This is a genomic window from Brevibacillus laterosporus LMG 15441 (assembly GCF_000219535.2).
Taxonomy (GTDB): Bacteria; Bacillota; Bacilli; order Brevibacillales; family Brevibacillaceae; genus Brevibacillus_B; species Brevibacillus_B halotolerans.
On record NZ_CP007806.1, the window covers coordinates 1,651,297 to 1,677,552 of the forward strand.

At 42.3% G+C, this 26,256-nt stretch carries 23 protein-coding genes and 2 riboswitches; of the genes, 18 read left to right on the forward strand and 5 right to left on the reverse strand.

Translation table 11 applies throughout. The features are described from left to right. Positions 1 to 13: 13 nt before the first annotated feature. Positions 14 to 352, reverse strand: a complete 339-nt coding sequence (locus BRLA_RS07735) for a YugN family protein (RefSeq protein WP_003338007.1) — start codon at positions 350 to 352, stop codon at positions 14 to 16. A gap of 154 nt (positions 353 to 506) precedes the next feature. Here BRLA_RS07735 and BRLA_RS07740 point away from each other — a divergent pair, with 154 nt between their 5' ends. The 4 genes from BRLA_RS07740 (at position 507) to BRLA_RS07755 (ending at position 5,178) form a co-directional block, all read left to right on the forward strand. After that, on the forward strand, positions 507 to 941 hold the full coding sequence (locus BRLA_RS07740) for a CBS domain-containing protein (RefSeq protein ID WP_003338006.1): 435 nt from the start codon (positions 507 to 509) through the stop codon (positions 939 to 941). A gap of 406 nt (positions 942 to 1,347) precedes the next feature. Then, positions 1,348 to 2,133, forward strand: a complete 786-nt coding sequence (locus tag BRLA_RS07745) for a thermonuclease family protein (RefSeq protein WP_003338003.1) — start codon at positions 1,348 to 1,350, stop codon at positions 2,131 to 2,133. Between the two features lie 79 nt (positions 2,134 to 2,212). Continuing rightward, on the forward strand, positions 2,213 to 4,627 hold the full coding sequence (locus BRLA_RS07750; RefSeq protein WP_003338002.1) for a heavy metal translocating P-type ATPase: 2,415 nt from the start codon (positions 2,213 to 2,215) through the stop codon (positions 4,625 to 4,627). Positions 4,628 to 4,746: 119 nt separating this feature from the next. Further along, positions 4,747 to 5,178, forward strand: coding sequence for a hypothetical protein (locus BRLA_RS07755; protein WP_003338001.1), 432 nt, complete (start codon positions 4,747 to 4,749; stop codon positions 5,176 to 5,178). Between the two features lie 105 nt (positions 5,179 to 5,283). Here BRLA_RS07755 and BRLA_RS07760 read toward each other — a convergent pair whose 3' ends face one another. Beyond that, the gene (locus BRLA_RS07760) at positions 5,284 to 5,739 is read right to left on the reverse strand and encodes a protease complex subunit PrcB family protein (RefSeq protein WP_003338000.1); all 456 of its coding nucleotides are present in this window, start codon (positions 5,737 to 5,739) and stop codon (positions 5,284 to 5,286) included. A gap of 55 nt (positions 5,740 to 5,794) precedes the next feature. Between BRLA_RS07760 and BRLA_RS07765 the strand changes: the two genes are divergently transcribed. The 9 genes from BRLA_RS07765 to BRLA_RS07800 all read left to right on the forward strand — a co-directional run bounded on the left by BRLA_RS07765 (position 5,795) and on the right by BRLA_RS07800 (position 14,452). Further along, complete coding sequence (locus BRLA_RS07765; protein ID WP_003337999.1) at positions 5,795 to 7,750, forward strand: hypothetical protein; 1,956 nt, start codon at positions 5,795 to 5,797, stop codon at positions 7,748 to 7,750. Between the two features lie 102 nt (positions 7,751 to 7,852). Continuing rightward, positions 7,853 to 8,317, forward strand: a complete 465-nt coding sequence (locus BRLA_RS07770) for a YlbF/YmcA family competence regulator (RefSeq protein ID WP_003337998.1) — start codon at positions 7,853 to 7,855, stop codon at positions 8,315 to 8,317. A gap of 104 nt (positions 8,318 to 8,421) precedes the next feature. Further along, on the forward strand, positions 8,422 to 8,793 hold the full coding sequence (locus tag BRLA_RS07775) for a YlbG family protein (RefSeq protein WP_003337997.1): 372 nt from the start codon (positions 8,422 to 8,424) through the stop codon (positions 8,791 to 8,793). A 265-nt stretch (positions 8,794 to 9,058) separates the two neighbouring features. Beyond that, on the forward strand, positions 9,059 to 9,820 hold the full coding sequence (locus BRLA_RS07780; protein ID WP_003337996.1) for a 5-oxoprolinase subunit PxpA: 762 nt from the start codon (positions 9,059 to 9,061) through the stop codon (positions 9,818 to 9,820). A gap of 97 nt (positions 9,821 to 9,917) precedes the next feature. Continuing rightward, positions 9,918 to 11,381: an alpha/beta hydrolase domain-containing protein gene (locus tag BRLA_RS07785; protein WP_003337995.1), complete on the forward strand. Its 1,464-nt coding sequence runs from the start codon at positions 9,918 to 9,920 to the stop codon at positions 11,379 to 11,381. A 216-nt stretch (positions 11,382 to 11,597) separates the two neighbouring features. Further along, positions 11,598 to 13,439 (forward strand): stalk domain-containing protein, encoded by a 1,842-nt coding sequence (locus BRLA_RS07790; protein WP_003337994.1) that lies wholly within the window; start codon positions 11,598 to 11,600, stop codon positions 13,437 to 13,439. Between the two features lie 22 nt (positions 13,440 to 13,461). Further along, positions 13,462 to 13,959 carry a shikimate kinase gene (locus tag BRLA_RS07795; protein ID WP_003337993.1) on the forward strand — a complete coding sequence of 166 codons (498 nt, stop codon included), beginning with the start codon at positions 13,462 to 13,464 and terminating at the stop codon, positions 13,957 to 13,959. A 52-nt stretch (positions 13,960 to 14,011) separates the two neighbouring features. After that, complete coding sequence (locus tag BRLA_RS23100; protein WP_022585028.1) at positions 14,012 to 14,176, forward strand: YqzE family protein; 165 nt, start codon at positions 14,012 to 14,014, stop codon at positions 14,174 to 14,176. Positions 14,177 to 14,191: 15 nt separating this feature from the next. Beyond that, the gene (locus BRLA_RS07800; protein ID WP_003337991.1) at positions 14,192 to 14,452 is read left to right on the forward strand and encodes a YkuS family protein; all 261 of its coding nucleotides are present in this window, start codon (positions 14,192 to 14,194) and stop codon (positions 14,450 to 14,452) included. 56 nt (positions 14,453 to 14,508) lie between these two features. Here the strand turns inward: BRLA_RS07800 and BRLA_RS07805 are convergent, their stop codons facing one another. The 3 genes from BRLA_RS07805 to BRLA_RS07815 all read right to left on the reverse strand — a co-directional run bounded on the left by BRLA_RS07805 (position 14,509) and on the right by BRLA_RS07815 (position 18,518). Beyond that, positions 14,509 to 15,378 (reverse strand): hypothetical protein, encoded by an 870-nt coding sequence (locus BRLA_RS07805; RefSeq protein WP_003337990.1) that lies wholly within the window; start codon positions 15,376 to 15,378, stop codon positions 14,509 to 14,511. A 159-nt stretch (positions 15,379 to 15,537) separates the two neighbouring features. Then, a complete protein-coding gene (locus BRLA_RS07810; RefSeq protein WP_003337989.1) occupies positions 15,538 to 16,743 on the reverse strand; it encodes a YqhG family protein in 1,206 nt (401 codons plus the stop codon). A gap of 71 nt (positions 16,744 to 16,814) precedes the next feature. After that, positions 16,815 to 18,518: a DEAD/DEAH box helicase gene (locus tag BRLA_RS07815; protein ID WP_003337988.1), complete on the reverse strand. Its 1,704-nt coding sequence runs from the start codon at positions 18,516 to 18,518 to the stop codon at positions 16,815 to 16,817. A gap of 226 nt (positions 18,519 to 18,744) precedes the next feature. Further along, positions 18,745 to 18,842, forward strand: a riboswitch (glycine riboswitch). A 4-nt stretch (positions 18,843 to 18,846) separates the two neighbouring features. Beyond that, positions 18,847 to 18,929, forward strand: a riboswitch (glycine riboswitch). A 171-nt stretch (positions 18,930 to 19,100) separates the two neighbouring features. Between BRLA_RS07815 and gcvT the strand changes: the two genes are divergently transcribed. The 5 genes from gcvT (at position 19,101) to BRLA_RS07840 (ending at position 26,121) form a co-directional block, all read left to right on the forward strand. Then, positions 19,101 to 20,204: a glycine cleavage system aminomethyltransferase GcvT gene (gene gcvT / locus BRLA_RS07820; RefSeq protein ID WP_041752514.1), complete on the forward strand. Its 1,104-nt coding sequence runs from the start codon at positions 19,101 to 19,103 to the stop codon at positions 20,202 to 20,204. A 36-nt stretch (positions 20,205 to 20,240) separates the two neighbouring features. Beyond that, on the forward strand, positions 20,241 to 21,596 hold the full coding sequence (gcvPA, locus tag BRLA_RS07825) for an aminomethyl-transferring glycine dehydrogenase subunit GcvPA (protein ID WP_003337983.1): 1,356 nt from the start codon (positions 20,241 to 20,243) through the stop codon (positions 21,594 to 21,596). Next, positions 21,589 to 23,055, forward strand: coding sequence for an aminomethyl-transferring glycine dehydrogenase subunit GcvPB (gcvPB, locus tag BRLA_RS07830; protein ID WP_003337982.1), 1,467 nt, complete (start codon positions 21,589 to 21,591; stop codon positions 23,053 to 23,055). The genes gcvPA and gcvPB overlap by 8 nt, the downstream gene beginning before the upstream one ends. Positions 23,056 to 23,378: 323 nt before the next feature. Further along, positions 23,379 to 25,088, forward strand: a complete 1,710-nt coding sequence (locus tag BRLA_RS07835) for a methyl-accepting chemotaxis protein (protein ID WP_003337980.1) — start codon at positions 23,379 to 23,381, stop codon at positions 25,086 to 25,088. A gap of 202 nt (positions 25,089 to 25,290) precedes the next feature. Beyond that, positions 25,291 to 26,121: a lipoate--protein ligase family protein gene (locus BRLA_RS07840; RefSeq protein ID WP_173645590.1), complete on the forward strand. Its 831-nt coding sequence runs from the start codon at positions 25,291 to 25,293 to the stop codon at positions 26,119 to 26,121. Positions 26,122 to 26,256 lie beyond the last annotated feature (135 nt).

Below are 26,256 nucleotides of genomic sequence, written 5' to 3' on the forward strand. Positions count from 1 at the left end.
AACCTTCATACTGTTATGCTAATTTGTCTTTTAATCCTTGTAAAATCTGTTTTGCATTGTTGAGTACGCCATCTGGCATAGGACAGTCATAATCAATTCCATGTGGGAACAGATGCTTGCCAATGAATGGCTCGTCCAATTTTAATACAGTGTCTGGATCTTCCATTTTGCCTTCTACACAATGTGCTTGAATGCGAAGATAGTAGGTGGTGTCTCTATCCTTTAGCTTGTAATCGTAGGTTGCATGGGTATAATCCCAAGCAAAACGCGTGAAACCTAAGCTATCCATAGCAATGTCCAAGTCGGCTAGAGTTCCTTGTTGGCCGCCGATTCCCGTTTCTTTGAGAAGCATTCTGCCTTCCTCCTTCGTGATATTCACTCCCTTATGATAGTAGGTTTTTCCTGATTGTGCAATGATTATGAGACGTAAAAAATAGCTCGATTGCATGAAAGAATACAGGAGGGGGGAAACTAACCTTTGTTTAAGTACGGAAGGAGGAAGAAAAATGGCAAAAAGAACATTACGTGAAATCATGACCGAGAATCTTGCTACCGTTACATTATTAGATAATGTATATGAAGTAGCGGTGAAAATGAGAGATTGGAACGTTGGCGTTATCCCAGTTGTGAATGAGCAAAAAGATGTTATCGGAGTAATTACAGACCGTGATATCGTCATTCGTGGTCTTGCTGAAAAGCATCAAGGCTCTAGTAAGGTCGAAGAGGTTATGAGTAGAGACATCGTGCTTGGTACCCCAGAAATGACCGTGGATGCAGCAGCTAAGCTGATGGCCAAGCATCAAATTCGTCGTCTGCCAGTAGTTGATAACGGAAAATTAGTTGGCATTGTGGCGATTGGAGACATGGCAATCCGCAACATTTTACAAGATGAGGCTGGAGAAGCGTTAGCAGAGATTTCGGAAACAGCTTCACGCCATTAAAATTTAAAATGAAGAGAGCATTTGTGGGCACTCGAAAAACGAGTGTCTTTTTCTATTTTATTTTTTTGTGTCACTCCATAATATTTGGGCTTGTCTTTTTTGGACCCAATTTATCCCTTTTCGCATAGGCTGTAACGAAGAGGAAAGGAGGGTCCACATGGGTTTTTTCGATTTTGACTTCTTAAATGGAGATAACGAGGAACTGATATGGATCATCATAATCGTCGTGGTTTTATTTGTACTACTCGTTGATTGGGACTGGGAATAATGACCGGATAAAAAGGCGGCCTACCAAGATGTTGTGGGTCGTTTTTTGCTTTATAAGAATAGAAAAACTGTAGACAAGCACGTATGTTTGGTATGATGGGAAAGGTAGAAATAAACAAAAAGCATGGAGGATTTGTACATGAGAACAATGTTTGCCAAAACGAAGCATTTATTAGCCATTCTTTCCCTTGGTGTTGCCTTGGCGGTTAGTGGATGCGCCACTGACAAAGACAGCCAAGAAAACAACGAGCCTACTCCCAATGGAAAAATGAAAGTTAAAATAGAGAGAGTGGTCGATGGGGATACCTTTAAAACAACAAGAGGCGATAAGGTAAGGCTAATCGGAGTGGATACACCAGAGACGGTAAAGCCCAATACTCCTGTACAGCCATATGGAAAAGAAGCGAGTAACTATTCGAAAAGTATGTTAGAAGGCAAGGAGGTCACTCTTCAATTCGATGTTCAGCCTTTCGATAAATATCAAAGATTATTAGCTTATGTTTATTTAGAAGATGGCACATTCTATAATGAGCATCTTGTACATGAAGGATACGCTCGCATCATGACAGTTCCACCTAATGTAGCCCAAGCAGAAGTGTTCTTAAAGGCAGAACAGGATGCTAGAGAAAATAATCGAGGGCTCTGGGCATTAGATGTTTATCAGAAAGCGGACCAGGATAAGCAAATGAATACATCCTCGAAGAAGCAAAAGAATCAATCTGATAAAAAGGAAAGTAGTTCACAAAAGGAAAGTAGCTCGCAAAAAGACAACAGCAAGCAACAAATCAAAGGAAATATTAATTCAAAGGGTGAAAAAATTTATCATGTGCCTGGTGGACGTTATTATGAGCAAACAAAACCAGAAGAGTGGTTTGATACCGAAGAAGCTGCAATAAAAGCAGGATTTAGAAAATCAAAGGAATAACATTTAGATGGTTGTTTGAATATTATAATGTTATCTGATACACTACGAGTAGAGAGATCGGAAAATGAGGTGCTGCGGGATGAGGAAAAATCTGAATCATAAGCATAATGGACAAGAAAAAAACTCCAATTATTCTCACGTAGAACATCAAGATAACGAAATTGTAACGAAAACTTGCTGTGGTGAACAGGGGCAGCATTCCCATGCAGATCACCATCAGCACGAGCATTGTCAAGATGCAGGTCACTCGCATCAAGAACATCATCACAAAAATCATAGTCACGATCACGAACATCAGAAACACACTCATCACGGCCATAATCATGCTGAACATTCACACGCTACAGGATGCTGTTCAGCCCAACATGAAATGTCGACGAATGAATTAACCAATAAACCCGCTGCACAGGTATATCATATTGAGGGCATGGATTGCGGCTCCTGCGCATTGACGTTACAGAAGCATGTGCAGAAAAGCCTGAACATGTCTGAAGTAGAAGTAAACTTTAGCACAGCTAAAATGCGCTTAGGTAAAAAAGCTAATGTTAAACAAGTTCTCCAAGCTATTACGGAAGCGGGTTACAAAGGTACATATCAAGACGGAAATGATCGCTTGGCTAGTGTTGAACCGGAAGCTTGGTGGCGAAATGAGGCGGTTTGGCGTACGGGAACAGCAGGTTTTTTTATTCTGGCAGGGCTTATACTGCATGCGTTCCAGTTAGAACTGCTGGGGAATAGTGCTTATGCTATAGCTATGGTGATTGCTGGATTAAAGCCATTAAAAGCCGCCTGGTATGCTCTAAAAAGCAAATCGGCCGATATGAATCTGCTGATGAGCTTAGCGGCAATAGGTGCAGCTTTTATTGGGGAATGGTTAGAAGGGGCAACGGTTGTTTTCTTATTTGGACTTGGGAACGCTTTGCAAACCCTATCTATCAATAAAACGCGTCAATCTATCCGCTCCTTGCTACGTTTAGCACCAAAGGAAGCGATTGTTTATAGAGGAGCCGAATGGGTTAGTATCCCAGTAAAAGATGTACTAGTTGGAGAGCGCTTGTTAATCAAAGCAGGTGAAGGAATTCCTCTTGATGGGTTTATTGTTAAAGGGATTTCAACGTTTAATCAGGCGCCGATCACTGGGGAATCCATGCCAGTTGACAAAGGCGTAGGTGACACTCTTTTTGCTGGTAGTATAAACGAAACTGATGTAGTTGAGATGGAAGTCACGAAGATCGGCTCCGATTCGACGTTAGCTCGCATCATTCATTTAGTGGAGGAAGCACAGGAGAAGAAGGCACCGACGGAGCAGTTCGTAGAGAAATTTGCTAGAATTTATACGCCCATTGTCATTGTAGTGGCCCTAGCTGTTATTATTTTGCCTCCTTTATTTACAGGAGAGTGGCAACATTGGTTTTACCGTGGCTTGGAGCTATTGGTAATCGCTTGCCCTTGCGCCTTAGTGATTTCGACTCCAGTTGCAGTAGTGTCAGCTATTGGCAGTGCGGCACGTCATGGTGTGCTTATTAAGGGTGGAGCCGCCTTGGAGATGATTGGTCATTTAAAACAAGTGGCGTTTGATAAGACGGGTACGATCACAACTGGAAAACTACAGGTTGAAAAAATTCTTACTCTTCAGGAACGTACAGAGACAGAAATTCTTGAAAAGGCAGCCATGATCGAGCAATCCTCACATCATCCCATTGCTACAGCTATCCTGTTGCAGGCAAGGGAAAATGGGATTCTCCCGCAGAATTCTGATCATCATCAAACCATTGTTGGTAAGGGTGCTAGTGCTACCCTGTCAGGAATCACGTATTTGGCTGGGAATGAAAAGCTGTTTATCGAATATAATGTTGAGCTTGGCCTTTTACAAGAACAGATTAAAGAAGAGCAACAAGCTGGCAAAACGATTGTATTAGTGGGAACAACAAAAGAAATTTGGGGTGCCCTCATCATATCTGATACCATTCGCCCAACTAGCCAACAGGTGATGCAGCAATTGCAAGGCATTGGCGTAAAAACCTTGTTGCTGACGGGAGATAATGCCGGAGCGGCACAGCATATGGCTCAAAAAGTGGGGATCGGACACGTACAAGCAGGATTGTTGCCAGAGGATAAGCTGGAGGCAATAAAGGTAGCGAAAAAGCGAGAAGGTGGCACGATCGCAATGGTGGGTGACGGTATTAATGATGCCCCAGCTTTAGCTACTGCTGATGTAGGTATTGCGATGGGAGGAGCAGGGACAGATACTGCGATGGAAACAGCAGGAATTGTATTGATGGCTGATGACCTAGAAAAATTACCATATGTAATTAGACTTAGCCAACAAGCGTTAGCGATTATCAAGCAAAACATCTATTTCTCTCTGTTGATCAAAGCCATTGCACTACTTTTGATCATCCCAAATTGGCTCACACTGTGGATGGCCGTCATTAGCGATACAGGAGCAGCCATGATTGTTATTCTTAATAGCATGAGGCTATTGAGAAAGTAATTTACAAGAGAATAAAATTCGCTTAACGAACTGATCAATGAAGTAGACGATTGTAGCATAAACAGGGAAAAACAGGGCACTCTAGGGCTATATTCACCAAAAAGTAAGGAGTGTCCTGTATGATCCAAAAATTGCGTGGACGTCGTTTTTACTTATTTATTTTGTTTGTAGCTATTTTAGAGCTATCCATGATGGGATTGCATTCATTGGAAGGAAAAAAGGCAACTCACAGCAATCAGACACATGTACTTGCTGAAGAAGTGAAGAAGCCCTCTCTTGTCGTGGAACACCAAGTAAAAGGCAATGATCTGGAATTAAAAATGATTGTTCAAGATTTCCGGTTCTCATTGGAAAACATGGGAAAAGAAAATAAAGACGGTGAAGGCCATGTCCATTTGTATGTAGATGGGAAGAAAATAGCCAAGATTTTTGGCCCGCAATTTACCTTAGCGGATGTGGCTCCCGGAAAGCACAAAATAGAAGTGGAATTAGCCCATAACAACCATGAATCCTATGGTGTCAAACAGACCTTTGAAATCGTAGTCAACTAAGCAAATGAAAAAGAGAGTCTTATGAGGCTTTCACCTACATAGGAAAAAGCTGTGGAGTCCATGAAGACATCCACAGCTTTTTCCTTTTCGCTCTGTCGTTCGTTATTATAGGTAGTTTATGGTTACGTGTTGTGCATCTTGAGGTAAGGTAATCACCGTAGTTGGGTAGGTAATTACTTGAAGCAGCATTGATTTTTGAGGTCGCTCTTCTACGACATGGATGACATAAGTTCCGTCAGTCTCTTGCTGGACCTTGTCAACCTTGATAGAATAGCCACTGGTAGGGCGCTCACCAAGCGCAATGGCTACATAGGTGAGATCATTTTCATGAATCAGTCGATAGCCACCCTGTTCTTGTATATCGGCAAGCGCCAGATCTACAGAAGTGGGGTAGGAAGTAGGAGCAGTGCTAAAATCATTCATAGATACAACTCCTTTTTGGTTAGACTGTTGAATATTGTGAGGCAAAGAGATATCCTGAGCTGTTGCAGTTGGGGTCGTGTTGATGTAGGAGATCAGGATTCCTCCCATTAGCAATAGGCCTGCTAATACATGTTTCATTCTCTATCCCTCCTATGATTTCCTCCATCTACCGTTACGAATAGAGGTGAGCTTTGTGAATTTATATAAATGTCTGGATATGTTGTCAGAACGTACAATGGAAGAGATTATCCAGGAACAGAACCGGCGATTAAACATCAAATGCGGCAAATCTTTAATGAACCGACTACAGGATGCAAGCTTCTGTCAATCATTATGGAAAGCACTCACAGAGCACGAGCGTCAAGCAGTGTCTCTTTTTTATACAAATGCGCAACAGGGATTTATACGTAAGCGTGAATTTGAGACAATTACTCAGCAAGATATTCTGTTAACAGCAGGTCTTACAAAGCTACGTCGACTAGGTATTATTTATACGGTTCGAAAAATGTGGAGCGAGATAGGCTATATGATGCCATTCGAATTACGTAAAAATATATACGCCTTTAGTAGCCTTACACACAAAAAAGGGATAGAACCATCAGTAAAAGAGGAAGCCATCCCGCATGTATTTTCCTATTCACTTCCAGCAGGGCGCGGTATCCATATGGATATGCTTGCCTTTCTGCTGTTTTTAAGAGAACAATCGGTTTCTCTTACACAAAAAAATGGAATACCCCGGCGAATGCTCCTCAAATGGATGGATCGCATTTCTTTGAGAGATGAACATATGCGGGGGTGGTTTTCTAGTCTTTTGCCGTCTGAAGTAAAGGTAGATGATCAAACGCCCGTTTCTTTTCTCTTTGATCTATCCTTACGAATGCGGCTTGTCTATTTACAAGATAAAAGAATTTGCCTGCATCCCGCAATATTAAATGATTGGTTACGAAAGAAAAATGTGGAACAGCTTGAGGATATCAAAACAAACTTATTACGATACTATGCGCCAAAGGAGTCATGGCAAGAAGGATTTCTATTTGAATTGCAATTACTGGATAAAGAATGGTACAGGATAGATGAGATTCTTTCTAAGCTAACGAAGATAGGTTATAGGCTACCAGAACAGGCCCAGGAGCAATTGAAAAAGACCTGGTTACATCCTTTGCTTGGTTTTGGACTCATTCAATTAGGCGAAGATAATGAACAAAACCTGTGGATTCGCCATAATCCCTATCATCAGGATCAGGGGGATCATCAGCCTAAATGGTATTTGGATTCGACTGGTGAAGTCATGGTTCCTCCGGGTATGATGTTAGCTCAGCTTTGGGAGCTAAGCCGTTTGGGAGAAATGAATGTAGCTGGGGATTTTATTACCTGCAATGTAACCTCCCAACGTGTGCAGACCTACTTATCAACAGGAGGAAGTGTTGACCAAATCCTTCAATTTTTCCACGAGCATACAGCCCATCCAGTGCCGGACTCTGTTGCTCAACTCCTCATAAAATGGTCAGAGGACGCGAAACAGCTCTCCTATGAAAAGGTGATTCGGTTTAAAACAACCAGCCCTGCATTGTTAGCTGAATTACGTGATATAGGAATTCTTGCCCCGTTTATATCGGAGGTCATTTCGCCTGTAGCTTTTTTACTTCCTGAAAGTAAATTGGAGGAATTTATCTCCTTGCTTAGGGAATGTGGGTATGAGCCGCAGTCAGGGGAAATCCGTCGTTTCCAGGCTTTAGGCTCCCATTTCGATGAGGCTCACTCGGATAACAATCTCATTCCATCAGAGATAAACCTAGATAGTGAAGGCTTTTTCCCCTTGGTAACAGCCTTTCTTGATTTCAAGGTTGAAAATGTTTTTCCTGATGTCGGTGAAGCCATCCCGGGTCTATCAGCCTTACCAAAAATGTGGACGGAACATTATCAAGGCTATCATCCAAATACGATACGCCTGATGCTAAAACGAGCACAGGAGCTTCGATTAGAGGTACAATGCCAAACCCATCGACAAGATGAATGGACGGGCAGAGTACAGGAAGTGGAATTGGAACATGGGTACTGGCAAGTACGTATGATGTCAAAAGATAAATTTTGGAAAGAAAAAGTGGATGAGATATCACGGCTACGTATCCTGATTCCAGCATATTTATAGGAAAGCCAAGTAAAAAATGTGTGATGTTTAAATCTTTCCTGTGCCTCCATGAGGGGTTTCGTGCTAAAATAATAGTAGGTTTGCCTGTAAAGGAGGTAAAACATGATAGATATACCAAGTGAATTAGATATGGCTAGCTTGTTGTATGAGGCTGATCATTTAGCCATTATGATAAATGAATCACAAGAAGTGAATGATTATTTACAAACGAAGCAAGCTATGGAAAATGACGAGAAAGTCTTACTATATATCCAGCGCTTTGAGCGTAAAAAGCTAGACTATGAAGAAGTGCAACGTTTTGGTAAGTACCACCCAGATTTCCACAAGGTAATGGCTGAGATAAGAGAATTAAAGCAGTCTTATGAAGCGTTGCCAACTGTTCGTGAATTTAAGAAAGCAGAAGCAAGCTTAGATCAGCTATTGTATCAAGTAGGTCGTGTTATAGCTGATTCTGTATCAGAGAGTGTTAAAGTTCCTAGCAATAACCCCATTATGGAGGCAATGGCCAGCGGTTGCGGTACTGGTGGCAGCTGTGGTTGCGGTAATAAAGAAAAGAAACACGCTTAATGAAAAATACGACAGCGCTCATAAAACTACGTCTTTTAGCAAAAGACGTAGTTTGAGCCTGATTACATAGGATTGTCAGTAGAGGAAGGAGTTTTCAGGGCACGATGAGACTGAAAAGATTGGGAGTAGCTGTTTGGATTAAAAATCCTCGTGTTGCGAAGAATTTACGAAAATTCGGCACCATTCATTACGTATCCAAAAGACTCAATTACGTTGCCATGTATGTGGATGCCGAAGAAATTGAGCAAGTGATATCACAATTAGAACGGCTTCACTTTGTACTAAAGGTAGAACGTTCACATCGCCATGAAATCCCAACTGAGTATAACAATGCGAAGCCGGATAAAGCGAAGGAATTTGACTATCAATTAGAGAAAAATCAACTGATGGCTTTGGCTGAATCATTAATCAGCGATAATACATCTATCGCCAAATCGGAGCATCCGGCAGCAAAGCCTATCCCGGTTCAAAGCTAGCTAGCAGAGCTTTTGATTGTAAAACATAAAGGGGCTTTTCTCATCCAATCAGTTCGTTGTGATGGGAAAAGTCTTTTTTATTCTTCTTCATGTTGTCCTGGTGAAGGCGCGAGTAAATAAATAGTGAACTTTGTTTCACTTTTTTGTAATTGGGCCACGTGGTATGATAAGGAAATAAGGTTTAAGGTAAGGTAAAATATTACAGCTTTGTTTGAATGCGCTTACAATTATATGGACAAAGAGAGAGCGAGGGGACAAAGACAGGATGAAACTAGATATTAACTGCGATATGGGAGAGATGTTTGGGCGTCATCGACTTGATGAAGATATGGGAATTTTACGCTGGATTACATCGGTCAATATTGCTTGTGGCTTTCACTCTGGGGACCCGCATGTGATATGCCGTACGGTTGAAGCAGCACTGAAGCAGGGTGTAAAAATAGGAGCTCATCCCGGTTACCCTGACGTTCATGGGTTTGGTCGTCGTTCCATGAATTTGTCCATGCGCGAAGTATATGAGCTGGTGTTATATCAGGTGTCTGCTTTGGAAGGAATTACAAGAGCACTGGGAGGCACATTGCATCATGTGAAGCTGCATGGAGCTCTGTACAATGAAGCAGCGGAGCGGCCAGAATTAGCAGAAGCAGTTGTTCGCGCTATTACGGATATTCGAGAGGATTTAATCTTGTACGCATTATCAGGAAGCTCGTTGGTTCAGGTCGGGCTAGAGCATGGGCTGTATGTAGCGGAAGAAGTATTTGCAGATCGAGCATACCTGCCGAATGGGCGATTAGCCCCCCGAGAATTGGAAGGAAGCATTTTAATTAGCAAGGAGGAGCAATTGCAGCAGGCAAGTCAGCTCGTAAAAGAACAACGGGTACGAACGGTAGATGGCAGTGTCATTGAATTAGCCGCAGATACGCTTTGCATTCATAGAGAAAGTCCTGATTGCATACATGTTCTAAAGGAATTGCATCGTTGGGCGCAGCAAAACGAGGTTTGTCTAGAGGCGGTTGCTGTGTGTTAATTTAGAAAAGGGCGACTTAGGTCGCCTTTCTAGCCACGGGGTGATATTTCTGAAAAATAAGTTAATTCATTCTTTACGGCATACACTATTGAAAACGATGGCTCCTTTTATAGGAGGTGGAAGTAGCCCTTCGTCCCTTTTTATTCCAGAAGCGCGCAATGTTACAGTGAAAACCTTTGATGGCAAAGCAGGGAATTGGCTTACTACTAAAAATCCTGTTCAATACCAAGCAGCTATTGTGCAGGGAAATGATAGCTTGGCTCCCTTAGCGTGGGGGGACCCGATGCAGGGGACGGGCTGGTATCACATGTATAAGCCGGGAGAGATTACAGGAAAGCAGATCAATGGCATGCTAGATGATGCCAAATTTCTGATCCGTATCCCAGATGATTGGAATGGAAAATTAGTGGTGGCTGGAGTACCGGCGACACGTAATGAAACATCAACCGATTTATTATTCAGTGATTATGTTCTAGGACAAGGCTACGCTTTTGTGGCTATTGATAAAGGAACTCAGGGGAAGTGTGATCCAAATGATCCGTTAGCAAAAGTGAAGAATGCACTGATAGCAAAGGACGACAGCATAGCGAAATGGCATAGGTGCTTTCGACAGGTAACAAAAGTAGCTCAGGATTACTTAACCACTCATCATCAAGAGCAGTTGATTTCCAGCAAGGACGACCGCAATCCGGCTCATGGTTTACTGACTAAACATTATCGGGTTCCTACCTATGCTATGGGGATTTCTAACGGTGGCTATGTAGTGAGGTATGCACTGGAACATGATGATCCCCAATTAACGGGAGAGCCAGCTCTATTTGATGGAGGACTAGAGCTGGAAGGAGTGATGTGGCAAGCAGAGGCTCCGAATTTGATTAGCTCGCTCACCACCGTTGTACAACATGCCTATGCTGCCATATATGGCACAGGGGACGGACAAAAGCAGGCACGCACATGTATCTATGAGGCTGGAATGCCAGTAGGCTCTGAAAAATTATGGGCATATTATGATCAGCTCTATTGGTTTGTTAGCCTAAATATTTATCGAGATAAGTTCGATCCCACCGCTCCTAATCGCTTGGCTTGGCAGGATTATCTCTGCTTTGATCAAACCGGCCTGCGTGACCGAAGCTATGACCATATTTTTGCTTCTTATGATTATAAAAAAAGACCTACATCGGTCAAACAAGCAGTTCAGCCAATTGCAAATACCGGACGGATACACGCGCCGCTTATTTCAGTTGCTGGAACGTGGGACGCTTTGATTTTTCCCGATCTGCATGCAAAGGCTTATGCAAAATTAATCCAGCAGGCAGGGCAAGCGAGTAAGCATCGGTTGTACATGATTGAACAAGCGAATCATGTGGACGGTCTGGTTTGGAGTAAGGTTGATCCTGAGCATGAATTACAGCCAATGCTACCTTATGCACACCAATGTTTTGATTTATTGGTCGAATGGGTGGAAAAAGGAATAAGTCCTCCTGCTAGTAAAAGCATATCGACACCACTTCATCCAGCGCATGTAATTGATGTAGTGACTGGAGAAGAAAGGGAACCATAGGGGTGAGATGAAAAATATCAGTAACAAAGAAACGCAGCGTATTTCCTGTCCGTATGCAGGTTTATTCTGCGTTTCTTCTTATTTTTTAGAAATGATGCCACACAGTAGAAATCGACTATGTTACAATCTGTAAAGAAGTTTCTTGCATTAGCCGATTGTACCAGTAGAGGAATTATTATTCAGCTTTGGCTTGGGAAGTAGTGGGGAGAGTTCTACATGAAAGCAATACATAAGAAAAGTTTAGCAGTATGTGTAGGTTTATTGGTGTGCTTTGCAACGATGGGAGCCTACATGAAATTACCTGAGATTAAGGAGTTTTTATCTTCTTTACAATCTGATTCTTTATTTTATAATAGTACAACCTCAGTAGATCCGTTTCGTAAAGAAGAGTTGTTGCCGCCAGTAGTCAAAGAACTTAATCCTTCTTATACAATTAAGGCATCTTTATTGCCTGATCAAGCAACAATAGCAGGAACGGTTACTATGACTTTTGATAATCCACAGACGGAGAAGCTCTATCTGTATTATTACGGTTATAAATGGAACAACAACAAAATTTCCGCCATTCGCTGGAAAGGAAAAAGTATGCCCTATAACCGGCGCGATCCTGTCCTTGTGTTGGATAACCCAGCTAAAAATGAAACTCGAACACAGCTAGAAGTGGTTTTTGAAACAAAGGTTCCACGTGGGCCAACTCGCTTTGGTGTTCATCAAGGAATTTGGACCTTAACACATTGGTACCCGATGCTTGGAGCTATGGATCAGCAGAAGCGCTGGTATGAGCCTCCACAGGTCATCGGATATGGTGACCCTTACATTTATCATTATGCCGATTATGAAGTCGATATGGTCGCTCCCTCTTCATTTAATTGGGTAACTTCATGGGGAAGAGGAAAGAAATCCAGTAATGAAGGTGGCCGATCCACTTTTCATTTTACAGGGAAAAAGCTACTTAATTTTACAATGGTAGGCAGTCCATTATACAAAGTTGAAACGGTCAAAATCTCCCCAAATCTAACAGTGGATATTGGATCGACAGATGTAACTCGTTTGGCAAAATTAAAGGAGATTGCTACTCAGGTTCTGCCGATTTACAGCAAATTAATGGGCGAGCTTCCTTATCCTCGAATTGGTATAGCAGAGACAGGAGATCAAACAGTCTACGCTATGGAATACGCGAATATGGCTATTATCGCCAAGCATATGTTTAACGGCAATCAGGTAGAGCATTGGTTACCGCATGAGTTAGCTCATTTGTGGTGGTACAATTCTGTTGAAAATATTGAGCCATATACAGGATGGATGGACGAAGGATTAGTGGAGGCGAGTGTTACCTTTTATTATCGGGAACGCTTTGGAGAAAATGCCGCGGCCAAAATATTAGCGGAGTATCAGGCGGAGGCGAATAGGCTGGCAAAAGCTTATCCATATGGGAAACTTTCGAATCACCTGACACAGTTTAAGGATTACTATGAATTTGATTGGACTTGGTATTCCAATGCGGCCTTACTGTTCGATAATTTACGAAAACAACTGGGGGACCAATTATTCTTTGACTTTTTAAAACGGGTGCAAAGCAATTACCAGCATAAAGTCATTGGTCCAGAGCATTTGGATCAGGCGTTAGGTCAAATCTTAGGAGCTGAGGCCCAGTATTTTGTGCCAAATGTCCATAAACAAAATCAAAAGAGCTTTATCCCAATTGCTGCGGAGTATTATGTGAATATCATTATAGGTCAAACTCATTTTTATCCAGCTACAAGGGGACGCATCCGTAATCAAGTAGTTTATTTGCCCCTACGCGAAACCTTGGAGCAGTTAGGTTTTAAGGTAACATCGGATCAAGCCAACCGTACAATACGAGCAGAGTCAAAGCGTAACGTCATTGTTTTTCATGAAAAATCAGATCGTTATGTTTTAAATGGAATTGAACAGAAAATGCCGGTTCCTTTGTTAGAGTGGCACGCACGCAGCTTATTCCCACTTGCTTTGCTAAACGAGGGCTTAGGGTACCGAGTAACTTATCAGAAGGAAAAACGGACAGTCACCATTCAATAATAGTGACGAGGGGAAAAATACCATGCAATCAACTAATATTATTCTCATTGGATTTATGGGAACAGGTAAATCAACAGTAGGTGAACAGCTCGCACAGCGGCTACATTATGAGCGATGTGATCTAGATGAAGAAATCGTCAAAGCAACGGGGAAAACAATCCCCCAAATTTTTGCCGAGGATGGCGAAGAGATCTTTAGACAGCTTGAGACGAATGTGTTACGTCAATTGGTTGACGGAAATCGTCGCGTGATAATCACGGGTGGCGGAGCGGTGTTGCGACCTGAGAACGTTCAGATAATGCTTCGGCATGGACGAGTAGTAGCCCTTACTGCTTGCGAGCAGGAGATTATTCGCCGTGTTGAACGAGATCAGAATCGGCCGCTTCTTCAAGGAAATGTGAAGGAAAAAGTACGAGAACTGCTACAAGCACGCGCAGGGGCATACGATTTTGCTCCGGTTCAAATCGATACAACTGGGAAAACGATAGAAGAAATTGTCGATGAAATAACCACCGCATAACGATTTAAATTGCTCTTCTTCGGCAACACTAATGCCAAGGGAGGGATGCGCGATGTCATCGCAAGAATACGTAAAGTATATGACCAAGCGCTTTGTGCAATATTTGGAGACTCCTAAGGAAGAGCGTCGGCGACAACGTGAAGTGCCGCGCGAACCCTGGTCCTCTAAATGGTTTGGCGCAATCCCGATGTCCATCAAGCTATTATTCAAAAAATAACATCTGGGGGTTCTTATGCCAAAAGTAGCCGTAGAAAAAACATTATCCCATGTAAGCTCGATGCTACGCAGTAATGGTTTTGATGTGGTTGAATTGGGGAATTGGCAACAGATGGTAGATGCTGTAGTCATTACAGGTATGGATGAAAACTTGATTGGGGATCAGTCCAAGAGTATTGCAGGAGCGCCTGTTATCAATGCAGAGGGCATGACACTGGATGAAATTTTCCATCAGGTAAATGAGCGCTGTTCTCCTGTTGATGATGGTTTTCGCTGAATAAAGGTCAAAACGGTGGTATTCTCTCACATGAAAGGAGAGAAACCACCGTTTTGCTATTTTACATGGTTTGACGAAGTGTGTACGATACTTCCCACTTGTTCAATATAAGAGTAAGGTAAGAAACGCAACCCCGAGTCCCAGACACCTATGTACGGTTCGTTATCCCAGAGGTGAACGGTTCCGATAGTAAAAGGAGCCATCACTTCTTTTTCGAACAAATCGGCAGTAATAACAATCGGTTCATTTGGTTTTTGAGTGAGCAAGTAGGTTAGCTCTTGTTTTGGCGTAGTAGGACGATTCACTCTTGCGGTTAACCAGTCGATACGGGAAAAAGGGTCCGTTTCCGTAGATAGCAACGTCCGGCTCAAAGTTAGTTGAGCCTCTTTATCTACTAATTTTTGACGAGCGATACGATGCATAACGGATGGATCAGGCTTGAGTCGAGACGGAAACTTTTCGCCGGATTTCGCATCGATATATTCATGTGTATCTGCTGTCGGTATGCGCCAATACGATGTGAAGCCATCATAATATAATTCTGCTTTCGCATCTTTTGGTGCTAGCTTTTGATCAAACAATGTATATTCACCCAGTCCGTATTCCATCAAAACAAATTCAGGAGTTACTTGGTTTGCTGTCTCCTGTGACTCGGTGACAATCATATAGCCAAGGGGTTTGTCTTTTTCCTTTATCGTGACCAGCCATTCATGCGAACCAGGACCTAAAGCTTGGATTTCAATGCTAGCTTGTTTCCAGGCTTTGAACTGACTATCCTTTTCTTCTAATTTTTTCATCCAAGTCTGAATGTGTTGGGTAAAAGCTACGGTCCATGGACCTTCTTGTGCAGCATGCGCTTGAGAAGAGGGAAGCGAGAATAAGAGGAGTAGCAACAAGAATCGGCTCGCTAGTGAACGTAGTTTCATACACTGAGACACCATCCCTTCGTAGGTTACGTTACCTATTGTAACCAAATGCCATCAAAAGATTTGTTGGTTGCTGTCAGCTCTCCTCTATATTTCTTCGCTGTTGTTTTACAAATTTCTGGGCTATGTAGAATCAGGTCTAACTAAGCAACGCACCGATTAGATTGGTGGCAAATTAAATAAATAAAACAAGCCACCATTAATAAGCTTTACGTCGACACGCGGTTCATATTGCCAGCGTAATTCGCTCATACGTCGCTCCTTTTCCTCCTCGATACTACTTGCTTTCCATTCCCCTTGTTCGATTTGCTCCTTTGGTGTTTCTTGTATGCCATTTATTCGTAGAAAATCAAGAATACGTCCACCCTTTTGTAAATGATCCTGCATCGTTGCAGGGGATTGCGAGAGTGTGACAGGGATCGATTCGTCAGCGATAGGTGTCGGACGCTTCACCGAGAGCAAATGCCCCAATGGAGAAGGGGAATCCGTGTGAAGAACCGGAGTTTCGCTTGTTTCACCTTGTATATTCTTATCGATTTGACTCTTTGCCTGTGGAGTAAGGGTTATAACGGAAGCATTTGAGGCCTCTTCTAAATCGGCTTCTCCATTAGCTTCTCCTTTAGAAGTTGTTTTTGAAGCCTTAGCCTCCTCCCGCTCTTGTTCTAGTGCCGCATGCTTGTAATATTCCTCTAAGATATCTAACTCTTCCTGAAGACGAAGGCGAGCTTGGTCAGCCCAGGAATGATCTTGATTATCTAAAAAATGGTACACCTCACTTTTAGCCATCTCAATAGCTTGGGGAATGTCCAGACGACGATCCAATGTATAAAAATAATCAGGTATAGCAGGAGTAAGCTGTAATCGCTTGAGAAACGGGTAAAAATCCTGAACCACTCGCGCTTGATGTAGATTTATCCCGAGAGAAAGAAGGAAATCGCGTTTTTTGTCACAGATAAAAGAAACTTTTATATTTAAATGGAGCCAAGGAGTTAACGCTGTCGATCTTCGTGTCGACATACTTGCTTTTTGCAAGATACCCTTTGGAGTTTCGTACATACAAACAAAACGTCCGTGCTTGTAAGTAGATTCAAAAATTTGCTGAAGCCGTTTTGAACCAAAATGAATATGTTCAGCCCGCAGCTCCTTTGGAATCTCCGTCTGAGGAAAATAAAGGGTAAGGTGGAGTGGCTGAGGAGCGATATTCATTTTCTTCACCCAAGACCAGTAAAATGGGCGATTCCCGATATCCTTATCTACATCCTCTGGTAATTTTACAGTGACATAGTCTGGATGGTTCTCAACTACGTGTGACTGAAAGGCTGCAAAATACTTTTCTACAAATTCCCGTACTTCCGTCTGTTGCATGAGGGGGAACTTCCTTTCTCGATAAGTGATGAAGGTGTGAGAATTTCCTGAACCACCGGTTGCAAAGGTGCTTATGATTGCGGAAGGGATTGTGGGTGCTTATGCAGCTCTTTATTTTGGCGTAGAGAGCGAAGCACACTGCCCATATTATCCATTTTTAACGCCATTTCTTTATTGGAGCGGGAATCCATAATGATTTCTACAAGACTTTGCTCCAAGGATTTTGTTAAAGCAAGACGTTCTACTATATCATCTAGCTCGCCAATAACCATTTCAAATAGATCAATTTTTTCATATAGCAGGCGAAGAATATGTTCTTCGATCGTATCGGTGGTGGATAAGTTATAGATAAACACATCCTTTTTTTGACCGAGTCGATGAACACGTCCGATTCTTTGTTCGATGCGCATTGGATTCCAGGGCATGTCATAATTGATAACGTGATTGCAAAATTGCAGGTTAATTCCTTCCCCGCCAGCTTCAGTAGCAATGAGTACCTGTGCCCGGTTTTGAAACAAGTCCGTCATCCAATCCTTTTTACTACGCTTAAAGCCTCCCCTGAAAGGCACCGATGTAATACCGTTTTCGCTTAAATATTTTTGTAAATAGTTTTGCGTAGCACGATATTCGGTAAAGATGATCACTTTGTCATTGATTTGTTTTAATAGCTCTACGGTTTTTGTCGCTTTGGAATGCGTCTTAATTTGCTTGATCATATCGACTAAACGCATGATTTCCGCCCGTTTCAAAGAGTCCTCCGGAGCTTTTTGATGCATATGATATAACGTCATGAAGGCAGCTTCACGACTTGAGCATACCTCTCGTTGCAAGGTTAATAAAGCTAGAGCATTGACTTTTCCCGTCTCCTGCTGATATCTTTCCTTGACGAATTGAGTAACGCCATCATAAAGCGCACGCTCCTCAACAGATAACTCAATCGGGATAGATTGAACACGGCGCGGAGTAAAATGAACTCCTCCGTCACTGCGGCGATTGCGGATCATGATTTTTTTGATTTCCGTTTGCAATTTACCACTGTTCTTAGCTTGGCGTTTGCCATCTACATAGGTGGATGAGAAGGACTGCGTATGCCCTAAATGCCCAGGACGAAGTAAATTGATTAGATTATAGAGTTCATCCATCTCGTTTTGAATAGGGGTGGCAGTCAGCAGCAGACAATATTTTTTCTTAATTTCTTTCACGAACTGATAATTCTTCGTCCGTTTATTTTTTAGCTTGTGTGCCTCATCAATGATTAACATATCATAATCAATATCAAGCACATGCCGACGGTGAGGGTCCCGTTTAGCAGTATCAATGGAGGCCACAACCACATCATATTGGCGCCACATGTACTCCTTCTTTTGTGGCATGGCTGGGATGCTGAATTTTTGATTAAGCTCCTTGGTCCATTGTATGACAAGGGAAGCGGGTACAAGGATCAGAATTTTTTTGGCTAATCCGCGTACCATATACTCTTTCATTATGAGCCCTGCTTCAATCGTTTTACCTAGCCCTACTTCATCGGCCAAAATAGCCCGGCCCCTCATCTGATTCAGAACGCGATTAGCCGTTTCAATTTGATGAGGGAAGGGTTCTACATAAGGGAGGTATTTTAAACATTGAAGCTGATCAAAATCAGTTACTGCCAATGCCTCCTCTGCCTGTAATGCGAGCTGAAACAACTCCCATTTATTCCAAGGCCCATCCTGCTGAATTAATTCTTCTAAAGGGGCAACCCAGCTCGTATCGAAAGAAAGTGAGAAATTCGTCATACATGGTATCTCCCTTCTTACTATCTTGAAATCACAAGATAAATCTATTTAAAAACGAACATTTTTATAATGTAAGCGTTTTAACGTTAATGAATAATTGCTGTTTTGCAAATTTCTGTTTTCTTCTTTCCAAAGTCATGTTAGGATAAAGGAGACAGACAGGAAGACACGTTATAGTATGCGTTTCTTTCATAGATTTTATGTACAATAACCCTTCTTTTGCGAATGAAGGTAGTAGGGAGAGACTGCGAGTAATATCTGTGCAGCGCCGAAGGAGCAAACCAGGAATGGTGAATCTCTCAGGCAAAAGAACCTCTACTGGACGCACCTCTGGAGAGAGCTTTTTTCATAGAAGCCACCAAAGGGGAAACCTACTTACCAGTAGGGTAACTCTCAGGTACCGGGACAGAGAGCTTGGAGAGCGGGCGCTTATTTGCGTTGGCTGTTACAGGTTCGCTGTCTTTTTTTGTGCTATCAAAAATGATCATGATGCAAAAAAGATAGGAAAAGAGCAACAAGACTCTGCCGGCGCCAAGTTTCGTTTAGGTGAAAAACAAAGAGATGAAGAAAGCGAGTGGTTACATGTCAAAGCTGAAGCAAACGCCATTGTATCCGATCTATGCTACACACGGGGCCAAAACCATTGATTTTGGCGGTTGGGACCTTCCTGTTCAATTTAGTAGCATCACGCAAGAACACGAAGCGGTTCGTACAAAAGCAGGCCTATTTGATGTATCCCACATGGGTGAAGTGGAAGTAAAAGGGGAAGGTGCCCTGTATTATTTACAACGCTTGACTACGAACGATGTATCTAAACTAGAGGACGGTCAGGCTCAATATGCAGCGATGTGTTATCCAGATGGTGGTACTGTTGATGACTTAATCATTTATAAAAAACGAGATCATGATTACTTGCTAGTAATTAACGCTGGCAATATTGATAAGGATTTTGCTTGGATGCAGGAAAATCTAACAGAAAATGTCACTGTTACAAATATCTCATCCCAAATAGCACAGCTTGCGATTCAAGGTCCGCTTGCTGAAACGATTCTACAGAAAATGACGGATATGAACCTCAAGGAGATCGGGTTCTTCCAATTTAAAGAAAACGTTTCCATTGATGGGATTACTGCGTTAGTATCGCGTAGTGGTTATACGGGAGAGGATGGCTTTGAACTGTACGTGGATCAAGCTGATGCCATTGAGCTATGGGGAAAATTATTGGTAAATGGCAAAGAGGATGGCTTGGTTCCATGCGGATTAGGTGCACGTGATACCTTACGCTTTGAAGCTAAGCTACCATTATACGGTCAAGAGCTATCCCAGAACATTACGCCAATCGAAGCGGGTATTGGTTTTGCAGTTAAAGTAGATAAAGATGTGCCAAGCATTGGACATGACGTGTTGTTGGAGCAAAAAACGAACGGGGCTTTACGCAAGCTAGTTGGATTAGAAATGATTGATCGTGGTATTCCTCGCACACATTATCCAGTATTTGTTGGCGATGAACAGATTGGAGAGGTTACTACTGGGACACAATCGCCTACTTTGAAAAAGAATGTAGGTCTGGCGTTGATTCAAACTGCTCATGCTACTATCGACAATGAGGTAGAAGTAGAGATACGTGGAAAACGCCTGCGTGCTAAAATTATCGCCACTCCATTTTATAAACGACCTAAAAAGTAAGGAACTCGAGAAGTTAAATCAGAGGGGGAACCATCCGTGACATATCGTTATCTACCAACTACGGAGCAAGATAAGAAAGAGATGCTGGAATTTCTGGGTGTTTCCAGCGTGGATGAATTGTTTTCCGATATACCTGAAGAAGTACGTTTTCCAAGAGAATTAGCAATAGACGAAGCGCTATCTGAGCCAGATCTAGTAAAATTCATGGGCGGATTAGCTTCGAAAAATGCTAACTTTACCACTCATGTAAACTTTTTAGGAGCTGGGGTGTACCAGCATTATACGCCAAGCACCGTTAACCATATGTTATTGCGTGGTGAGTTTTTTACTGCTTATACTCCGTACCAACCCGAAATCAGCCAAGGGGAGCTACAGGCAATCTTTGAGTTTCAAACAATGGTTTGTGAACTCACAGGCATGGAGGTAGCCAATTCCTCAATGTATGACGGGTATACCTCGATGGCGGAAGCAGCAATGATGGCGGCTGGTCATAAAGGGAAGCCACGTGTTATTGTCTCCAAGACAGTTCATCCAGAGACACGCGCGGTCCTTGCAACGTATGCATATGGTCAACAAGTAGAGGTAGTTGAAGTAGATTTCACCGAGGAGGGTGTCACTCATTTATCGCAGCTACAGGCTGCTTTAGAGGTGGAAACAGCCGCTGTATTGGTTCAATACCCTAACTTTTTTGGTAGCGTAGAGGATTTACGGGCAATTGAACAGCTTACTCATGAAAAAGGGGCTCTTCTTATTGTCTCCTCCAATCCAGTTGCACTTGGCTTATTAGAAGCACCAGGAAAATTAGGAGCAGACATCGTGGTCGGCGATATGCAACCGTTCGGAATTCCAGTGTCCTTTGGAGGTCCGCACTGCGGATATTTTGCTACAACTTCCAAATTAATGCGGAAAATGCCAGGCCGTATTGTGGGTCAGACCAAGGATGAGGATGGCAAACGTGGTTTTGTACTCACCCTTCAAGCACGTGAGCAGCATATTCGTCGCGAAAAAGCGACTTCTAATATTTGTTCCAATCAAGCCTTGCTAGCGCTGGCTTCTTCGATCGCGTTAACTGCACTTGGTAAACAGGGAGTGCAGGAAATGTCACAAATGAACCTGCATAAAGCCCATTATGCGAAACAGGTGCTGGACCAGCTAGACGGTGTAGAAAATGTATTTACAGCTCCATTTTTTAATGAATTTGTTATCAAGTTGCCAATAGCTGTAGCTGATGTGAATCGTAGCTTGCTACAAAAAGGCATCATTGGCGGTTATGATCTGGGTCTCGCTTATCCGGAGCTTGCCAACCATATGCTGATCGCCGTGACAGAGCTAAGAACCAAAGCAGAAATTGATCAGTTGGCAAAAGAATTGGAGGCGATCCTACATGCGTAACGATAAACAAAAAGAGATCATTTTTGAAATGAGCAAGCCAGGACGTGTAGCTTATAGCTTACCAAAAAATGATGTTCCTGAAGCTGAGATCTCCTCTTATTTCCCAGAGCATTTGATCAGAAAAACGCCAGCAGAATTGCCAGAAGTCTCCGAGTTGCAATTAGTGCGCCATTATACCGAACTATCGCGTCGGAATCATGGTATTGACAATGGATTCTATCCGTTAGGCTCTTGCACGATGAAGTACAATCCAAAAATTAATGAAGATATTGCTCGTTTTGCAGGATTTGCTCAGGTACATCCTTATCAACCGGAGGAATCGGTGCAAGGTTCACTAGAATTATTATATAATCTACAAAATGAGCTGGCTGAAATCACAGGCATGGACGCTGTGACCTTACAACCTGCGGCAGGTGCAGCAGGAGAATGGACAGGGTTGCTATTGATTCGGGCTTATCATGAAAGTCGGGGAGAAAAGCGTACGAAGGTCATCGTGCCAAACTCTGCCCATGGTACAAATCCCGCCTCTGCAACGATCGCGGGATTGGAAACAATCACAATTCCATCCGATGAACGTGGACTTGTTGATATTGAAGCTTTGCGTCAGGTAGTAGGGCCAGATACGGCAGCCTTGATGCTCACGAATCCAAATACATTAGGTCTATTCGAAGAAAATATTGTGGAAATGGCTCAGATCGTACATGAAGCGGGTGGAAAACTGTACTATGACGGAGCGAATGCAAACGCCATTTTAGGAATTGCTCGCCCGGGCGATATGGGCTTTGATGTTGTGCATTTGAATTTGCATAAAACCTTCACAGGTCCTCACGGTGGCGGTGGTCCAGGAGCAGGTCCGGTTGGCGTAAAAGAAGATTTGCTTCCATTCCTGCCAAAACCAATGGTGAAGAAGACAGATGAAGGCACTTTTACACTCGATTACAATATCCCAGCTTCCATTGGCCGAGTAAAAGGTTTTTATGGCAACTTTGGCATATTGGTTCGCGCTTACAGCTATATACGCACGATGGGACCAGATGGCTTGCTACAGGTGTCTCAAAACGCTGTGTTAAACGCTAACTATATGATGCGTAAGTTAGCTCCTGCATTTGAGTTACCTTTTGATCGAGTGTGTAAGCATGAATTTGTTCTCTCTGGCGTTCGTCAGAAGAAATTAGGAGTACGTACGCTTGATATGGCTAAGCGTTTACTAGATTTCGGCTATCATCCACCTACAATCTACTTCCCATTGATTGTGGATGAATGCTTGATGATTGAACCAACTGAGACAGAAAGCAAGGAAACTCTTGATGAATTCATCGAGGTGCTCCTGCAGATTGCCAAAGAATGCGAAGAAAATCCAGAATTGGTTCAAGAAGCACCTCATACAACGGTAGTAAAACGACTTGACGAAGCAACAGCAGCAAGAAAACCAATCTTGCGCTACCAGCCTGAAGCTTAAAAATTTATATGTTGGATCAAACATCCCGTGTCCTCTACAGGTTACACGGGATGTTTTTGTATAAGCTCCTCATTAACGAGTAGGAGCTTTTTTGTTGTTTCCAAGAAGGGTACGGGTAAAGAAAAGCGATATTTTTAAAAGCAATATGTTTGATACTAAAGTGCGGATTCTCCCCCATTTGCTGTGGGAAAATCGGTTGTTTTTGGTGTCGAGATATCCGGTGTTCAATAATAGTTCTCAAATTTGTAACATATTTATCATTTATTTTAATACTTTCGTCCGATATAAAAGTGTAAAGGAATGACTGGAGGGAATCATACCGAATGAAAGTATTTAATATTTGTAAGAAAATTAGCCTAGTGACCAATATTCGTATCCTTGTTGCGATTGGTTTACTGTTCAGCTTGATTATGAGTGGGCTAGGAATGTATTTTATGAAAGATATTAATGATTCATCTACGCTAATTAATCGAAATGTCGTAGATCCATTAGTGAAAGCCAATAATTTACGCTCAGACTTTTATAAGCTAAGATTTGCTGTTCTGCAAACCATAAGTGAGTATGATGCAAAAAATTATGACGAGATTGATAAGCTGTACAATACTGTTTTAGCTTCGGAAGCTGATTACTTTACGAATCGGGAAGAAAATGAGTTTGACCGAGAAAAGAAGATGCAGATTGATCAATTATTACGTAGCTATTTTGAAAATTGGGTGACGATTCGCGATACGTATTTAAAGGCAAACAACCCAGTCCTGCAAGATGTTAAGCAGACCTTTGCCGAGTATGCGATTAAGTTGGATAATAATATAAATGATCTCATTCTTTACTTAACAACAAATGGAGACAAGCTAGACTCAGATGCAACAGAAAAATATGAGAACGCATGGAGCTACTATGCTATTTTAATGGGATCTGTTATTTTTATCGTCGTTTTGGTATCATATATACTTTCTACTTCTATTAATAATTCAGCTAAAGAAATGATTCAGTACTGTGAAGAATTTGGAAAAGGGAATCTTACCATTAAGATTGAGGAAGCTGACAATACGGAGTTTGGTAGAATGAGAGGGGCATTGGCGAATGCCGTTGTAAATACCTCAGCAATGATTGATACTGTACAACGAAAATCAGATGACTTAACAAAGGCTTCACATAATTTAAGTGCTATATCGGAGCAGCTAAGTGCGGCGTTTGAAATCGTCTCACAATCTGTCCATGAAACCTCTACTGGGGTGGGAGAACAAACCAGAGACCTAGTAGCGATCGCTGAGACTATGGCTGAATTTGGCGAACAGCTAACGGAAATTGTCCAATCTATTCAAGTAGTCGATGAATTAACTCGCGATATTCAAGACGTAGCACGCGAAAGCGACATACATATGAATAAAGCTGCTCAATCTGTGGAGCATACCAACGAAGTCTTCTTAGGACTAATTAGAAATATCACGAAAGTAAATGAGAATGTAAACAAGATTGATGAATTTACAGGTTTAATTAATACAATAGCGGATCAGACTAATTTATTAGCCTTAAATGCAGCAATTGAATCGGCGCGTGCTGGTGAACATGGAAAGGGCTTTGCTGTAGTAGCAAATGAGGTGAGAAAGCTAGCAGAACAATCCCGCATTTTCTCCCAACGCATTAGTGACCAGATTGGAACGATTTCTAAGGATTCCGAGCATATGCTACAAACAGCAGATGAGATGCAGATGGAAATGTATACGCAGAAGAACGATATTGCTAATGCATTGCATTCCTTTGCCAACATTACAAAAGCTGTAGAAGATATCGGACCGAAAATTCATCATCTAAGTCAAAGTGCCGGCCATATCCTTCAGGAAAAAGAAACTATTTCTGCAAGAGTAGAAAATAGTACGGCCGTTGCGGAAGAAATATTTGCGAAAACAGAAGAGATTGCCAGCACTTCTGAACAAACAACAGCTTCCTCACAGGAAGTGGCTACGACAGCAGAGGTTATGTCAGAAATGACCAATGATATGCAGACGGTAATGAACAATTTTAAAGTATAAATGTAATCAGGAAATATAGATAGAGACAGGCGCTCGACAGTTGGCGCTTGTCTCTTACTCTATAGAAGCCTTACAATGAGGAGTGTACTATGTCTAAGCAGCGTTGTTTGCGACAGATATAGAGTGCGAGCAGTCCTCATTAACAAGATTGCTCCCAGCCGCTTGATTGGACGTAGATATATGGGAGGTATTTAGCATGGAAATGGAAAAATGGCGTTATGTGGTGACTCCGCCTATGTCACCAGAAATGAATATGGCAATTGACGAAGCCATTTTAACTTTGCACAGCCAAGGAAAAGTACCGCCTACCGTTCGTTTTTATACATGGAACCCGGCGACTCTCTCTATCGGTTATTTTCAAAAAATGGAAAAAGAGATCAATATTGATGAAGTGAAGCGCCTTGGACTTGGATTGGTTCGACGCCCGACAGGAGGGCGAGCAGTCCTTCATGATGCTGAGCTTACCTATAGTGTGATAGTATCCGAAGACCATCCGCAGATGCCAAAAAGCGTCACAGAAGCTTATAAGGTAATTTCCATGGGCTTATTACATGGATTTCAGAAGCTAGGGTTAAAAGCGGAGATGGTGTCGCTTGCTACAGAAGAGGAGAAGGCAAAATATAATTCTCCAGGCTCGTCAGCGTGCTTTGATTCCCCTTCCTGGTATGAATTAGTGGTAGAAGGAAAAAAAGTAGCAGGCAGCGCACAAACACGTCAGAAGGGTGTTATCCTACAGCATGGCTCCATCTTGTTGGATATGGATGTTGATTTGCTATTTTCTCTGTTAACCTTCCCGAGTGAACGTGTCAAGGAACGGATGATGAATAGCTTTAAACAAAAAGCCGTTACGATAAACGAAGTAAGCTCAAAACCTATTTCTTTAGAAGAAGCGATTGAAGCCTTTTATCAAGGGTTTGCCGAGGGTCTGGGCATTGAGCTTATCCCGATGGATTTGACAGCTGAAGAGCAGCAATTGGCGAAAGAATTAGCGGAAAATCGTTATCGTACGGATGAATGGAATTTCCGCCGATAGAAGCACCTGAAGCCACTTTTCTTGATCTATAATCAAACACAATGAAGCTTTTGGAGAAAATAAACATAAGCGGAAGCAAAAAAATACTGTAGGCGTAAGAAAAAGCCGTTCCCTCAAACATCAAAGAGGAGAACG

Coding starts and splice junctions, on each gene's coding strand:
- BRLA_RS07755 (WP_003338001.1), top strand. CDS start 4,747: ATGATCCAAAAATTGCGTGGACGTCGTTTTTACTTATTTATTTTGTTT.
- BRLA_RS07760 (WP_003338000.1), bottom strand. CDS start 5,739: ATGAAACATGTATTAGCAGGCCTATTGCTAATGGGAGGAATCCTGATC.
- BRLA_RS07810 (WP_003337989.1), bottom strand. CDS start 16,743: ATGCAACAGACGGAAGTACGGGAATTTGTAGAAAAGTATTTTGCAGCC.
- BRLA_RS07740 (WP_003338006.1), top strand. CDS start 507: ATGGCAAAAAGAACATTACGTGAAATCATGACCGAGAATCTTGCTACC.
- BRLA_RS07840 (WP_173645590.1), top strand. CDS start 25,291: ATGGAAAAATGGCGTTATGTGGTGACTCCGCCTATGTCACCAGAAATG.
- gcvPB (WP_003337982.1), top strand. CDS start 21,589: ATGCGTAACGATAAACAAAAAGAGATCATTTTTGAAATGAGCAAGCCA.
- BRLA_RS07795 (WP_003337993.1), top strand. CDS start 13,462: ATGCAATCAACTAATATTATTCTCATTGGATTTATGGGAACAGGTAAA.
- BRLA_RS07790 (WP_003337994.1), top strand. CDS start 11,598: ATGAAAGCAATACATAAGAAAAGTTTAGCAGTATGTGTAGGTTTATTG.
- BRLA_RS07775 (WP_003337997.1), top strand. CDS start 8,422: ATGAGACTGAAAAGATTGGGAGTAGCTGTTTGGATTAAAAATCCTCGT.
- BRLA_RS07780 (WP_003337996.1), top strand. CDS start 9,059: ATGAAACTAGATATTAACTGCGATATGGGAGAGATGTTTGGGCGTCAT.
- BRLA_RS07815 (WP_003337988.1), bottom strand. CDS start 18,518: ATGACGAATTTCTCACTTTCTTTCGATACGAGCTGGGTTGCCCCTTTA.
- gcvT (WP_041752514.1), top strand. CDS start 19,101: ATGTCAAAGCTGAAGCAAACGCCATTGTATCCGATCTATGCTACACAC.
- BRLA_RS07770 (WP_003337998.1), top strand. CDS start 7,853: ATGATAGATATACCAAGTGAATTAGATATGGCTAGCTTGTTGTATGAG.
- BRLA_RS07800 (WP_003337991.1), top strand. CDS start 14,192: ATGCCAAAAGTAGCCGTAGAAAAAACATTATCCCATGTAAGCTCGATG.
- BRLA_RS23100 (WP_022585028.1), top strand. CDS start 14,012: ATGTCATCGCAAGAATACGTAAAGTATATGACCAAGCGCTTTGTGCAA.
- BRLA_RS07735 (WP_003338007.1), bottom strand. CDS start 352: ATGCTTCTCAAAGAAACGGGAATCGGCGGCCAACAAGGAACTCTAGCC.
- BRLA_RS07750 (WP_003338002.1), top strand. CDS start 2,213: ATGAGGAAAAATCTGAATCATAAGCATAATGGACAAGAAAAAAACTCC.
- BRLA_RS07805 (WP_003337990.1), bottom strand. CDS start 15,378: ATGAAACTACGTTCACTAGCGAGCCGATTCTTGTTGCTACTCCTCTTA.
- BRLA_RS07745 (WP_003338003.1), top strand. CDS start 1,348: ATGAGAACAATGTTTGCCAAAACGAAGCATTTATTAGCCATTCTTTCC.
- BRLA_RS07785 (WP_003337995.1), top strand. CDS start 9,918: ATGGCTCCTTTTATAGGAGGTGGAAGTAGCCCTTCGTCCCTTTTTATT.
- BRLA_RS07835 (WP_003337980.1), top strand. CDS start 23,379: ATGAAAGTATTTAATATTTGTAAGAAAATTAGCCTAGTGACCAATATT.